10 protein-coding genes are annotated in these 14024 nt (G+C 70.4%); 4 read left to right on the top strand and 6 right to left on the bottom strand.

All coding sequences use genetic code 11. From position 1 onward, the window contains the following. Positions 1-9 precede the first annotated feature (9 nt). From AB5J55_RS34935 to dnaK, 4 genes are all read left to right on the top strand, one after another. Positions 10-1071, top strand: coding sequence for an ATP-binding protein (locus AB5J55_RS34935; RefSeq protein WP_369274433.1), 1062 nt, complete (start codon positions 10-12; stop codon positions 1069-1071). Then, positions 1068-2873, top strand: a complete 1806-nt coding sequence (locus tag AB5J55_RS34940; RefSeq protein WP_369274434.1) for a hypothetical protein — start codon at positions 1068-1070, stop codon at positions 2871-2873. Before AB5J55_RS34935 ends, AB5J55_RS34940 begins: the two co-directional genes overlap by 4 nt. 64 nt (positions 2874-2937) lie before the next feature. After that, positions 2938-3366 (top strand): OsmC family protein, encoded by a 429-nt coding sequence (locus tag AB5J55_RS34945; RefSeq protein WP_369274435.1) that lies wholly within the window; start codon positions 2938-2940, stop codon positions 3364-3366. Between the two features lie 260 nt (positions 3367-3626). Beyond that, a complete protein-coding gene (gene dnaK / locus AB5J55_RS34950) occupies positions 3627-5501 on the top strand; it encodes a molecular chaperone DnaK (protein ID WP_369274436.1) in 1875 nt (624 codons plus the stop codon). Positions 5502-5508: 7 nt separating this feature from the next. On the opposite strand, the gene narI is transcribed toward dnaK, so the two are convergent. The 6 genes from narI to AB5J55_RS34980 all read right to left on the bottom strand — a co-directional run bounded on the left by narI (position 5509) and on the right by AB5J55_RS34980 (position 13905). Next, the gene (gene narI / locus AB5J55_RS34955) at positions 5509-6231 is read right to left on the bottom strand and encodes a respiratory nitrate reductase subunit gamma (RefSeq protein ID WP_369274437.1); all 723 of its coding nucleotides are present in this window, start codon (positions 6229-6231) and stop codon (positions 5509-5511) included. After that, positions 6228-6722 carry a nitrate reductase molybdenum cofactor assembly chaperone gene (narJ, locus tag AB5J55_RS34960; RefSeq protein ID WP_369274438.1) on the bottom strand — a complete coding sequence of 165 codons (495 nt, stop codon included), beginning with the start codon at positions 6720-6722 and terminating at the stop codon, positions 6228-6230. Before narJ ends, narI begins: the two co-directional genes overlap by 4 nt. Continuing rightward, complete coding sequence (narH, locus tag AB5J55_RS34965) at positions 6722-8371, bottom strand: nitrate reductase subunit beta (protein WP_369274439.1); 1650 nt, start codon at positions 8369-8371, stop codon at positions 6722-6724. Before narH ends, narJ begins: the two co-directional genes overlap by 1 nt. After that, complete coding sequence (locus tag AB5J55_RS34970; protein WP_369274440.1) at positions 8371-12063, bottom strand: nitrate reductase subunit alpha; 3693 nt, start codon at positions 12061-12063, stop codon at positions 8371-8373. The genes narH and AB5J55_RS34970 overlap by 1 nt, the downstream gene beginning before the upstream one ends. Positions 12064-12179: 116 nt before the next feature. Beyond that, positions 12180-12995 (bottom strand): SAM-dependent methyltransferase, encoded by an 816-nt coding sequence (locus AB5J55_RS34975; RefSeq protein ID WP_369274441.1) that lies wholly within the window; start codon positions 12993-12995, stop codon positions 12180-12182. Positions 12996-13041: 46 nt separating this feature from the next. Next, positions 13042-13905 carry a helix-turn-helix transcriptional regulator gene (locus AB5J55_RS34980; protein WP_328878135.1) on the bottom strand — a complete coding sequence of 288 codons (864 nt, stop codon included), beginning with the start codon at positions 13903-13905 and terminating at the stop codon, positions 13042-13044. Positions 13906-14024: the final 119 nt, after the last annotated feature.

A 14024-nucleotide genomic window follows, 5' to 3' on the forward strand; every position in this document is an offset into this window, starting at 1 on the left:
GCCCCTGCTTTGCAGGCAGCCGCAACCGTCACGCCCGCCCGAATCCCCGACCTGCTTCTCGGCCTCGCCACCGTGCGGCCGGTCTTCATCTGGGGTGCCCCCGGCATCGGAAAGTCCTCCCTCGTCAGGAACTTCGCCGAGTCGCTCGGGCTGGAGTGCGTGAGCCTGCTCGGCACCCAGCTGGCGCCGGAGGACCTGATCGGCGTGCCGCAGATCCGTGACGGGCGCTCGGTGTTCTGCCCGCCGGAGGCCATCGCCCGCGACGAGCCGTACTGCCTGTTCCTGGACGAGCTGAACGCGGCCACCCCGGATGTGCAGAAGGCGTTCTACTCGCTGATCCTGGACCGCCGTATCGGCAACTACGAGCTGCCCAAGGGATCCATCGTCATCGGCGCCGGAAACCGGGCCACCGACAACGCGCTCGCCCGGCCCATCGCCTCCGCGCTCGTCAACCGCCTCACCCACGTACACCTGGAGGCGTCCGCCAAGGACTGGCTGGCCTGGGCCGCGAACAACGGCATCCACCCGTGGATCCTGGACCACCTCACCGACCGGCCCGACCACCTGTGGTCCAAGCCGCCGAAGACCGAGGAGCCGTTCTCCACGCCCCGTTCCTGGCACATGCTCTCCGACGCCCTGCACTCGTTCGGCCGGGACCTCGACGAGGAGACGCTGAAGGTCCTCGCACACGGCACGCTGACGCCCGTGCACGCCACCGCGTTCTGCGGCTACGTCAAGATCGTGCGCAGCCAGTACGGCATCGAGGCCATCATCAAGGGCGACGCCCGCTGGCCGCATCGCATGCAGGACCGCGACCTGCTCTACTACCTCGCCGAGTCCTTCCGCGGCCGCCTCATCAAGGAGCTGCCGGTCAGCAAGGACCACATGTCCGCGACCGGCCGCCAGACCGCGTATCGCGCGAAGTCGCTGCTGGTGCAGCTCGCGGAGATCTCCGTCGAGGTCGCCCAGAGCGTCATCGCCTCCGACGCCGACGGCAACCCGGTCCTGCCGTCGTGGTTCCTGGTGGAGGCCGCGCGGGACATGCCCCGGCTGGTGGAGGCGCGGCGATGAGCCGTACCCCCGACAAGGGGAAGGGGAAGAAGAAGCGGGACCTCGCGGCGGAGGCGTTCGCCGAGGGCCTGCGACTGGTGCGTGCCAATCCCGCGCTCGCCACCGTCGAGTTCGCCGTCTGCCGCCAGGAGAAGTGCGACCAGGCGCCCCACGACGGACTCGTCCGCGTCGACTCCGACGGTGACCTGCACGTCCACCCCGACCGCATCGCCGAACCCACCGCCTGGGCCTGGGCGATCGCACACGCCGTCCTGCACCTCGGCTTCGGCCACGTCCCTGCCAAGAAGGGCAGGCCGGTGCAGCCCGACCGCGCCGGCCTCGCCGCCCGCTGCGTCGTCGTCAACCGCTTCCTGCTCAGCTTCCCGGTCGGCAAGGCCCCGGACCACCTGCCCCTGACCTACCCGGACGGCGACGAGGAGCAGCTCGCCGCACGCTGGCGGCGGGACGGCATCCCGGCCGCGTACGAGCGCTGCGGCACGGCGGGCTCCGAGGCCGACCAGGTGCTCATGGAGTGGATGGGCTGGTTCGGGTCGCCCCCGGACCACCAGCTGGCCTTCGCGACCGCGCTGACCCGCACCGTCTCCACCGCGATGGACCTGGCGGGCGGCCGCCGCGAATCCATGCTCGGCGAACCGGTCAAGAAGCGGCCGTGGCAGTGGGCACTGGAGTGGTTCATCACCTCCTACCCGCTGCTCGGCGGCATCGCGGCCGGCATCAAGCTGGTCGCCGACGCCGAACTCGCCCGCGCGCACGGCATCGCCGTCGCCGCCGTCAACGCCGAGGCCGGCGAGATCTACATCAACCCGCTGCGGACGTTCGAGGACGAGGAGTGGCGGTTCATCCTGGCCCACGAGATGCTGCACGCCGCCCTGCGCCACGGCGACCGCTGCGGCACCCGTGACCCGTACCTGTTCAACGTCGCCTGCGACTACGTCATCAACGGCTGGCTGCGCGAGATGCAGGTCGGCGAGATGCCCCAAGGGCTGCTGTACGACGCGCAGTTCAGCGGCCTGTCCGCCGAGGAGGTGTACGACCGCATCGTCGGTGACCTGCGCCGGATGCGCCGCCTTGCCACCCTGCGCGGCAAGGGTGTCGGCGATGTGCTGGGCGGCCCGCTCGGCGCCCCCGGCGACTACTGCGACCTCGACGAGTTCTACCGCCGCGGACTCTCCCACGGGCTCGACCTGCACCAGCAGCAGGAACGCGGCTTCCTGCCCGGCGGCCTGGTCCAGGAGATCCGCGCGCTCAGCCATCCGCCGCTGCCCTGGGACGCCCGACTGGCCCGCTGGTTCGACGAGTTCGTGCCCCGTCCGGAGCCGGTGCGGACGTACGCCCGTCCCTCGCGCCGCCAGTCGTCGACGCCCGACATCCCGCGCGCGGGGCGCTACTTCCCGCCCGAGGAGGTCGCCCGCTGCACCTTCGGCGTCGTCCTGGACACCTCCGGCTCGATGGGCAGCGTGCTCCTCGGCAAGGCGCTCGGCGCCATCGCCTCCTATGCCGCCGCCCGGGACGTACCGGCCGCACGGGTGGTGTTCTGCGACGTGGCACCGCACGACGCCGGCTACGTGCCGGTGACGGAGATCGCGGGGCGGGTCCGGGTGCACGGCCGTGGCGGTACGGTCCTGCAGCCCGGGATCGACCTCCTCCAGCGCGCCGACGACTTCCCGCCCGGCGCGCCCGTCCTGGTCATCACGGACGGCTGGTGCGACGTGCTGCGGGTGCGGCGCGAGCACGCGTACCTGCTCCCGCAGGGCCGTCGTCTGCCGTTCACCCCGCGTGGGCCGGTCTTCCGGGTGCAGTGAGCCGGAGTGTGATCGGATGGGGGCACGGGCCCAGGAAACGGGCCCCCACGCGAAAGGAAGATCCGTGGCTACCACGCGCTCCGCACACACCGTCTGGGAAGGCAACCTGCTCGAGGGCAACGGTGTCGTCAACTTCGACTCTTCTGGTGCCATCGCCGCCCAGCCGGTCACGTGGGCCTCGCGCTCCCAGGACGCGAACGGCAAGACCAGCCCCGAGGAGCTGATCGCCGCCGCGCACTCCAGCTGCTTCTCCATGGCGCTGTCGCACGCCCTCGCGGGTGCCGGCACCCCGCCCACCAAGCTCGTCACCTCGGCCGACGTGAACTTCCAGCCGGGTGAGGGGATCACCGGGATTCACCTCACCGTGGAGGGGACGGTTCCCGGTCTCGACGACGATGCGTTTGTCGCTGCCGCGGAGGACGCCAAGAAGAACTGTCCGGTCAGTCAGGCGCTGACGGGGACGACGATCACGTTGTCGGCGAAGTTGGCCTAGCGGGTCGCCTACAGGGGTGCCGGGAAGGGCCGGGTGGCGGCTGCGGCGCCGTCGTGGCTTGTCGCGCCCACGCGGCGGAGTCGCATATCGATGCAGCCCCGCGCCCCTCGGGGGGCGGCCCTTCGGGCCGGCCCCCGAACCCTGAGCGAGCGCTCAGTCCCCGTTTGGTGGGCGTCCCCGCGGTCACCCGTCCCATTGACAAGAACCCGCTCAAGTTTTGTGCTGGAGTTCAAGGGGTGCCCTGGCGGAAGGGGACAGCGATGGCACGCGCGGTCGGGATCGATCTCGGGACCACGAACTCGGTGGTCGCCGTCCTGGAGGGCGGCGAACCCACTGTCGTCGCCAATGCGGAGGGGGCCAGGACCACACCGTCGGTCGTGGCCTTCGCCAAGAACGGCGAGGTACTCGTCGGTGAGGTGGCCAAACGGCAGGCGGTGACGAACGTCGAGCGCACCGCCCGCTCCATGAAGCGGCACATGGGCGACGCGAACTGGCGCTTCCCGGACCAGGGCGACATCGACGGCTCCCGCTACCGGGCCCAGGAGCTGTCGGCCCGGGTGCTGCAGAAACTGAAGCGGGACGCCGAGTCGTATCTCGGCGAGGACGTCACCGACGCGGTGATCACCGTTCCCGCATACTTCGACGACGCCCAGCGGCAGGCCACGAAGGAGGCCGGCGAGATCGCCGGCCTGAAGGTGCTCAGGATCATCAACGAGCCCACGGCCGCCGCCCTCGCCTACGGCCTCGACCGGGGCGAGGAGCAGACCGTGCTGGTCTTCGACCTCGGCGGCGGCACCTTCGACGTCTCGCTGCTGGAGATCGGCGACGGCGTGATCGAGGTCAAGGCCACCAACGGCGACACCCACCTGGGCGGCGACGACTGGGACCAGCGGGTCGTCGAGTACCTGGTGAAGAAGTTCAAGGGGCAGTACGGCATCGACCTCGGCAACGACAAGATGGCGCTGCAGCGGCTGCGCGAGGGCGCCGAGAAGGCCAAGATCGAGCTGTCCAGCTCCACCGAGACGACGATCAACCTGCCCTACATCACGGCCTCCGCCGAAGGGCCGCTCCACCTCGACGAGAAGCTGACCCGCGCCCAGTTCCAGGAGCTCACCGCGGACCTCCTCGACCGCTGCAAGACCCCCTTCCACCAGGCGGTCAAGGACGCCGGCATCAAGCTCTCGGCGGTCGACCACGTCATCCTCGTCGGCGGCTCCACCCGGATGCCCGCCGTCACCGACCTCGTGAAGGAACTCACCGGCAAGGACCCGCACAAGGGCGTCAACCCCGACGAGGTCGTGGCCGTCGGCGCCGCCCTCCAGGCGGGTGTCATCCGCGGCGACGTCAAGGACGTCCTGCTGCTCGACGTCACCCCGCTGTCCCTCGGCATCGAGACCAAGGGCGGCATCATGACGAAGCTCATCGAACGCAACACGACGATCCCCACCCGGCGTTCGGAGATCTTCACCACGGCCACCGACAACCAGCCCTCCGTCGGCATCCAGGTCTACCAGGGCGAACGTGAGATCGCGGCGTACAACAAGAAGCTCGGCGTCTTCGACCTCACCGGCCTGCCGCCGGCCCCGCGCGGCGTCCCGCAGATCGAGGTCGCCTTCGACATCGACGCCAACGGGATCATGCACGTCTCCGCGAAGGACCTGGCGACCGGCCGTGAGCAGAAGATGACGGTGACGGGCGGCTCGGCCCTCCCGAAGGACGACATCGACCGCATGATGCGGGAGGCCGAGCAGTACGCCGAGGAGGACCGCAAGCGCCGCGACGACGCCGAGACCCGCAACCAGGCCGAACAACTCGTCTACCAGACCGAGAAGTTCATCCGCGACAACGAGGACAAGATCCCGGCGGACACCAGGTCCGAGGTCGAGTCTGCGATCACGGACCTGAAGCAGCAGCTGGAGCAGAACGCCGAGACGAACGCCCTGCGCACCGGCATCGAGAAACTCGCCTCGGTCAGCCAGCAGATGGGCCAGGCGATGTACGCCCAGTCCCAGCAGGCGCCGAGCGACACCTCCACCGGCACGGGCGCCGAGCAGAGCGCACCGCAGGACGACGACGGTGTGGTGGACGCGGAGATCGTGGACGACGAGAAGGACCAGAAGGGCGGCGCGGCCTAGGGGCCGCTCAGGACCCCGTCTTCTCCCAGCCCCGCCGCTCCGGCCGGGGCCCCAACTGCCTGGGGTCCCGGCTGCGGTACACCACATACGGCCGGAACAGGTACTGCACCGGCGCACTGAACATGTGGACCAGCCGGGTGTACGGCACCAGCGCGATGAGCACCATGCCGATCACCGCGTGCACCTCGTACAGCACCGGCACGCCCGCCATCCGGTCGAGGTCCGGTTGGAGAGTGAAGAGACTGCGGGCCCACGGGGCGATGGACGCGCGGTAGTTGTAGCCGTCGCCGGAGGAGTGGGACAGCTTGGCGACCATGCCCATCACGATCGCCGCCGCCAGCACGACGTACATGAGTTTGTCGTTGGCCGTGGTCGCCCGGAACACGGGTGCCTTCGTGCGGCGGCGGTAGATCAGCAGGGCGATCCCGGCGAGCGTCAGCACCCCCGCCGCCGTGCCGCCGTAGAGGGAGAACAGGTGGTACGTCCGCTCGCTGACGCCGAGCGCGTCCGTCCAGGACTCCGGGACGAACAGGCCCACCAGATGGCCGACCAGCACGAACAGGATGCCGTAGTGGAAGGCGGGCGAGGCGATGTTCAGGAGCCTCGACTCGTAGATCTGGGACGAGCGTGTGGTCCAGCCGAAGCGGTCGTAGCGGTGGCGCCAGACCAGGCCGGCGACGAGCAGGGCGATGACGACGTAGGGCAGGACGCCCCACAGGAGTGTGGTCATGGGCGTGCCCCCGGTTGCGCGGTCGGCAGTGTGGCGCACACGGCGTCCAGGACGGACGCGTACGGTGTGCCGAAGTCGGTGAGCCGGGCGCGGAGCTCCTCCAGGCAGTCCCGGTGTTCCAGCAGGAGGTCGGTCTCGCCGGTGCGGGCCGCGAACTCCAGTACTGCGGGGAGGAAGTCGGGCAGTTCCTCGCCGGTGAACTCCAGGCCGTGGGCGCGGTAGACGTCCTTGAAGCGCAGCAGTGACATGCCGCGCCGCCGCGTGTCGCCGTCGCGCCACCAGCTCAGGTACAGGCTGTGGCGGTTCTTGAAGTCGAAGACCTGGACGTAGTGGGCGGCCAGTTCCTGCGGGGGCGTGAGGGCCGCGTGGTCGGTGAACTCCCGTAGCTGCGGGGCCGCCTCGCGCAGCAGCGGCAGGCGGGCGCGGAAGTCGTCGTCGGGGTAGGTCAGGCAGAGTGCGGCCGCCTGGTACAGCACCTCGAAGGACGGCATCAGGCCTCCTCGGTCTCGGCTGTGTCGGCTGATTGGGCCATGGGGGCTGTGGGGGGCAGGTCGGCCGCGCGGTCCGCCGTCTGCCGTTTGCGCAGGGCGTGGAAGTTCTCCACCGACACCAGCGGCAGCAGCTTGCGGCCCGGGTCCTGGCCGAAGGGGCCGTCCCCGCCCATCCCGGGACCGCCGTCGTAGTCGAGGCTGCAGCCCTGCGGCAGCGCCGACTCCTCCAGGTGCCGGGCGTCGGCGACGGCGGCCGCCGGAATCACGTACCGGTCCTCGTACTTGGCGATCGCCAGCAGGCGGTACATCTCCTCGATCTCGTGCGCCTCCATACCGACGGCGGCCGACACCGAGGGATCCGGCTCCTCACCGAGGTTGATCGCCCGCATGTGGGAGCGCATCGCGGCGAGCTTCTCCAGCGAGGACCGGACCGGGCCGATGGCGCCGGCCGTGAACATCTCCGCCAGGTACTCCAGCGGAATGCGCAGGCTGTCGATCGCGCCGAACAGGTTCCCCGCGTCCTCACCGTCGTGCCCGGTCTCCGTCAGCACGTCCACCACCGGGGAGAGCGGCGGGATGTACCAGACCATGGGCATCGTCCGGTACTCCGGATGCAGCGGCAGCGCCACCCGGTACTTGCTGATCAGCGCGTGCACGGGGGAGCGGCGCGCCGCCTCCACCCAGTCGTACGGGATCCCCGCCGCGTCGCACGCGTGCCGGACCCCGGCGTCCTCGGGGTCGAGGAAGACACCCAACTGCGCCTCGTACAGGTCCCGTTCGCTGCGCACCGACGCCGCGGCGCTCACCCTGTCGGCGTCGTACAGCACGACCCCGAGATAGCGCAGCCGGCCCACGCACGTCTCCGAGCAGACCGTCGGCAGACCGACCTCGATCCGCGGGTAGCACATCGTGCACTTCTCGGCCTTGCCCGTGGCGTGGTTGAAGTACACCTTCTTGTACGGGCATCCCGTCACGCACATCCGCCAGCCACGGCACCGGTCCTGGTCGACGAGGACGATGCCGTCCTCCGCCCGCTTGTACATCGCCCCCGACGGGCACGACGCGACGCAGGACGGGTTGAGGCAGTGCTCGCAGATGCGCGGCAGATAGAACATGAAGGTCTGCTCGAACTCGAAGCGCACCTTGTCCGAGGCCTGCGTGCGCGCGCTCTCCACCATCGGGTCGAAGTCACCGTAGGCGGGGGCGCCGGCGAGGTTGTCGTCCCAGTTCGACGACCACTCGATCTTCATCGGTTTGCCGTCGAGCTGCGAGGTGGGCCGGGCGACCGGGTAGTCGTCGCCGAGCGGGGCGTCGGTGAGGTTCTTGTAGTCGTACGTCCAGGGCTCGTAGTAGTCCTTGATCCCCGGGAGTTCGGGGTTGGAGAAGATCCCGGCGAGCTTGCGGAAGCGGCCGCCCGCCTTCAGCTTCAGGGCCCCGCGCCGGTTCAGTTCCCAGCCACCGCGCCACCGCTCCTGGTCCTCGTAGCGGCGGGGGTAGCCCTGGCCGGGGCGGGTCTCGACGTTGTTGAACCAGACGTACTCCATGCCCCTACGGTTGGTCCACGCCTGCTTGCAGGTGACCGAGCAGGTATGGCAGCCGATGCACTTGTCGAGGTTCATCACCATCGCGATCTGGGCCATCGGACGCATCAGTACTCGACCTCCTGGCTGCGGCGGCGGATCACCGTCACCTCGTCGCGCTGATTGCCCGTCGGGCCCAGGTAGTTGAACGCCCAGGACAACTGGGCGTACCCGCCGACGAGATGGGACGGCTTGAGGATCAGCCGGGTGAGCGAGTTGTGGATACCGCCGCGCCTGCCGCTGGCCTCCGTCTTCGGGACGCCGATGGTGCGTTCCTGCGCGTGGTGCATGTAGACGGTGCCGGGCGGCATCCGGTGCGAGACGACGGCCCGGGCGACGACCACGCCGTTGCGGTTGGCCGCCTCCACCCAGTCGTTGTCGACGACGCCGATCGCGTCCGCGTCCTGCGGGGACATCCAGATGTTCTGGCCGCCCCGGGAGAGCGCCAGCATGAACAGGTTGTCCTGGTACTCGGAGTGGATGGACCACTTGTTGTGCGGGGTGAGATAGCAGACCGTCACCTCCTTCTGCCCGTCCGGCCCCAGGCGCGGTTCGCCGAACAGCTTGTTCATGTCCAGCGGCGGCCGGTAGACGGGAAGCGCCTCGCCCAGCTCGTGGATCCAGTCGTGGTCGAGGAAGAAGTGCTGGCGGCCGGTGAGGGTGTGCCAGGGCTTGAGGTGCTCGGTGTTGAGGGTGAAGGCGGTGTAGCGCCGCCCGCCCGACTCGCTGCCCGACCACTCCGGTGAGGTGATCACCGGCACGGGCGCCGCCTGGGTGTCCGCGTACGTGACCCGCTTGCCCTCGTGCTCCGCCGCCAGGTGCGCCATCTCCTGGCCGGTGCGGGCCTCAAGCGTGCGGAAGCCCTGGGTGGCGAGGCGGCCGTTGGTGGTGCCGGACAGGGCGAGGATGGTGTTCGCCGCCTTCACGGCCGTATCGAGCAAGGGCCGGCCGCCGAGTGTCTGGCCGTTCAGGTGCCGGAGGTCCTCGACCTCCTCGTCGGGCCTCAGCGTGATGCCCTTGGCGGGCAGGCCGAGCTGCTCCGCCAGCGGTCCGAGCGCGGCGAACTTGGCGCCGATCGCCGTGTAGTCCCGCTCCACGACGGTGAGGTTCGGCATCGTCTTCCCCGGCACCGGATCGCACTCCCCGCGCCTCCAGTCCAGGACGACCCCGCCCGGCTGGGCCATCTCGCCCGGGGTGTCGTGCTGGAGCGGGGTCGCCACCAGGTCCTTGCGCACCCCCAGGTGGCCGACGGCCAGCTCACTCAGCCGCTCCGCCAGTGCCTTGAACGCGTCGAAGTCGGTGCGGGCCTGCCACGGCGGGTCCACGGCGGGGGTGAAGGAGTGCACAAAGGGATGCATGTCCGTGCTGGACAGGTCGTGCTTCTCGTACCAGGTCGCGGCGGGCAGGACCACGTCCGACAGCAGGGTGGACGACGTCTGCCGGAAGTCCAGCGACAGCAGCAGGTCGAGCTTGCCCTCGGGCGCCTCGTCGTGCCAGGTCACCTCCCGCGGCCGTACGTCCTCGGGAGCCTCCTCCGCCTGCAGGGACGAGTGCGTGCCGAGCAGGTGCCGGGTGAAGTACTCGGCGCCCTTCGCCGACGAGCCCAGCAGGTTGGCCCGCCACAGCGTGAGCACCCGCGGCCAGTTCTCCGGCGCGTCCGGGTCCTCGCAGGCGAACTTCAGTGTCCTGGCGCGCAGTTCGGCCACCACGCGCGACACCGGGTCGCCGAACACCTCGCCGAGCTCCAGCGGATTGCGGTCGAAGGTCGGATACGACGGCATCCACCCCGTCCGCGCCGACAGCGCGAGACAGTCCGCGCCCGTCATCCCCCGGAACCGGCCCGTGCCGAGCGGCGAGGCGAGCACGTCGGCCGTGAACCGGTCGTAGCGCCACTGGTCGGTGTTGAGGAACCAGTACGCCGTGCCGATCATCTGACGCGGCGGTCGCGACCAGTCCGAGGCCGAGGCGAGCGTCGCCCAGCCGGTCACCGGACGGCACTTCTCCTGGCCCACGTAGTGCGCCCAGCCGCCGCCGTTGCGGCCCTGGCAGCCGGTGAGCTGGAGCAGGGCGAGGAAGGCGCGGTAGATCGTCTCGGAGTGGAACCAGTGGTTGCTGCCGGCGCCCATCAGGATCATGCAGCGGCCCTTCGACCGCTCGGCGGTCCGCGCGAACTCCCTCGCGATGCGTATGCACTTGGCGGCCGGGACGGAGGTGTGCGCCTCCTGCCAGGCGGGGGTGCCGGGCGCGTCACGGTCGTGGTACGACACGGGCCAACGGCCGGGCAACCCCTCCCGCGCCACTCCGTACTGCGCCAGCAGCAGATCGAAGACCGTCGTGACCAGCGGCCCCTTCGCGCCGCCGAGCTTCGTCGCCGGGACACCACGCCTGACGACGTCCCCGCGCCCCTGCCCATGCGCCCCGCCCTCGGTGTCGAAGCGTGGCAGCAGCACCTCGACACCCGCGGCGACCTCACTGCCGTACAGGCTCAACTGCGGTCTTATGTCGCCGAGTTCGAGATTCCACTTGCCCATTCCCGACTCGGACCAGCGGAAGCCGAGGGAGCCGTTCGGGGCGACCGCACGACCCGTGGCGGCGTCCAGCACGACCGTCTTCCACTCCGCGCTCGCGCCCTCCTGGCCGAGGTCCGAGGCGCGCAGGAACTTCGCCGGGACGTAGGCGCCGCCCCGCTCCTCCAGTGTGACCAGGAAGGGCAGGTCGGTGAACTGCCGTGCGTAGTCCGCGAAGAACGGTGCCTCGCGGTCGACGAAGAACTCCTTGAGGACGACGTGCCCCATGGCGAGGGCCAGCGCGCCGTCCGTGCCGGGGTGCGGGTGGAGCCACTCGTCGGCGAACTTGGCGTTGTCGGCGTAGTCGGGTGCGACCACCACGACCTTCTGGCCCCGGTAGCGGGCCTCCGCCATCCAGTGCGCGTCGGGCGTCCGGGTCACCGGGACGTTCGAGCCCCACATCATCAGATACGCGGCGTCCCACCAGTCGCCCGACTCCGGTACGTCGGTCTGGTCGCCGAAGACCTGCGGGGAGGCGACCGGCAGATCTGCGTACCAGTCGTAGAAGGAGAGCATCGGGGCGCCGATGAGGGAGTGGAAGCGGGCGCCCGCCGCGTGCGACACCATCGACATCGCGGGGATGGGGGAGAAACCGGCGATGCGGTCCGGGCCGTACGTCTTGATGGTGTGGACGTGCGCGGCGGCGACGATCTCGATCGCCTCGTCCCAACTCGCCCGCACCAGGCCGCCCTTGCCGCGCGCCTGCTGGTAACGGCGGCGGCGCTCGGGGTCGTTCTGGACGTCGGCCCAGGCCAGGACCGGATCGCGCAGGCGTTGCTTCGCCTCCCGGTACATCTCCAGGAGGACACCGCGCACGTATGGGTAGCGCACCCGGGTGGGGGAGTAGGTGTACCAGGAGAAGGCCGCGCCCCGGGGGCAGCCGCGGGGCTCGTACTCGGGGCGGTCGGGGCCGACGCTCGGATAGTCGGTCTGCTGGGTCTCCCAGGTGATGATCCCGTCCTTGACGTACACCTGCCAGCGGCACGAGCCCGTGCAGTTCACGCCGTGCGTGGAGTTCACGACCTTGTCGTGGCTCCACCGGTCCCGGTAGAAGGCGTCCGCCTCGCGCCCGCCCGTCAGCGCGACGCTGTGCAGATCGGGCGCGGGCGTGCCCGGCCGGAACCACCTGCCCGCCTTGAGCAGCGCCGCGCCCGGCTCGGCGGGCGGCACGGGCGGTATCCGCGTGTCGGTCACAGGCGCTCCCTTGCTTGCCCGGGGGCCGGGGCTCTGGTCCCGAACCTAGGGCGGGGCGCGGGAGCGCACCCCTTCACCGCACCCGTACGGGTAACCGCCGCCGGGCACCCGTACTGCTAGGGCTTGCGCGCCACCCCCGCGTACACCGGCACGATGCCCTCCGCCTGGGCCGCCACGTCCTCCGCCTCCGGCCGCCAGCCGTAGACCGGGATGACGCCGGGGCCGAGCAGCTCGAGACCGTCGAAGAAGCGGGAGAACTCGGGCAGCGACCGGGGGAAGAACGGGGTGCCGCTGTGCCGGAAGTGGTTCGCCGCCTTCTCGATGGCCGCCGGGCTGAGGTCCGGGGTGACCTGGGAGAGGATCAGGTAGCTGCCCGGGGCGAGCGCGGCGACGTACCTCTCCAGCAGGCCGTACACGTCGTCGCCGTCGGGGTCGTCGCCCAGGTAGTGGGTCAGCGCGACCAGCGACAGCGCGACCGGCCGGCCGAAGTCCAGGGACTCGCCGGCCCGGCCCAGCAGCACGCCGACGTCCCGGACGTCGGCGTGCACATAGTCGGTGCTGCCCTCTCCCGACCCGTGCAGCAGCGCCTCCGCGTGCCGCAGCACGATCGGGTCGTTGTCCGCGTACACGACCTTGGACTCCGCGGCGACGCCCTGCGCCACCTGGTGCAGATTGGGCTCGGTGGGGATGCCCGTGCCGATGTCCAGGAACTGGCGTATCCCGGCCTCGGCGACGGTGCGCACGGCACGGTGCATGAACCGGCGGTTGGCGCGAGCCCCGCGCAGGACCGTGCCGTCCACGGCGAGGATCTTCCGGGCCAGCTCTTCGTCCACCGGGTAGTTGTCCTTGCCGCCGAGCCACCAGTCGTAGACGCGGGCCGGGTGCGGCCGGCTGGTGTCGACGCGGGTGGGCGCGGCCTCGGAACCGGTCATGCGGTGTGTTCTCCTCGGGGATCGATGGCCTTCGTGGCCCTTGGCTTCAGCAGTCCTCGCGGTGTTCGCGCAGGATCTTCCTCGTGCGCTCGGCCGACGCGGCGGCCGTCGACATGTGGTCCAGGACCTCCAGATGCGCGGCGACCTCCTTGCGGGAGTCCAGATACAGGGCGCCGGTCAGGTACTCGGTGTAGACCATGTCGGGCAGCTCGGGCTCGGCGAAACGGAACAGGGTGAAGGGCGCGTACGTCCCCGGGTGCGGGCCCGAGGCGAACTCGGCGATCTGCAGCGTGACGCGGTCGCGCTCGGCGAACTCCAGGAGCTTGTCCAGCTGGTCGCGCATCACCTCGCCGCGGATGCTCACCGGACGCAGCAGGACCGTCTCGTCCATGATCACCCACATGTGGGGCGGGTCCGGGCGCTCCAGCAGCCGCTGCCGTTCCATGCGCAGCGACACATGCCGCTCGATGGTCTCGGGCCCCGTCTGCCCGATCGTCCCGGCCTCCAGTACGGCGCGCGCGTACTCCTCGGTCTGCAGCAGGCCGGGTACGAAGTGCGGCTCGTAGGAGCGGACGATGCGGGCGGCGCCCTCCAGACTCACGTACAGGCTGAACCAGTCCGGCAGCACGTCGTGGAACCGCTGCCACCAGCCCGGCTGGTTGGCCTCCTCGGCCAGCGAGACGAACGCCGCCGCCTCGTCCTCCGGCACGCCGTACGTCTCCAGCAGCACCTGTACGTACGGGATCTTCAGCGCGACCTCGGCCGTCTCCATCCGGCGTACGGTCGCCGCGGCCACCCGCAGCACGCGGGCGGCCTCGTCGCGGCCCAGCCCGGCCGCTTCTCGCAGCTCCTGCAGGCGTCTGCCGAGCACCACTTGACCCACGGTCGGCGCGGGCCGCCGCTCACTCACGCCACGCCTCCCCTACGCGCCGAAAGTACGTCGAGCAGTGTGCCATGTTCCCCGCGCCTTCGGGGCGTTGCCATTACCCCACAAGTAATCGACCGCCCGATCCGGACACGAGACGGTGG

It is taken from the genome of Streptomyces sp. R11, from assembly GCF_041051905.1.
Taxonomy (GTDB): Bacteria; Actinomycetota; Actinomycetes; order Streptomycetales; family Streptomycetaceae; genus Streptomyces.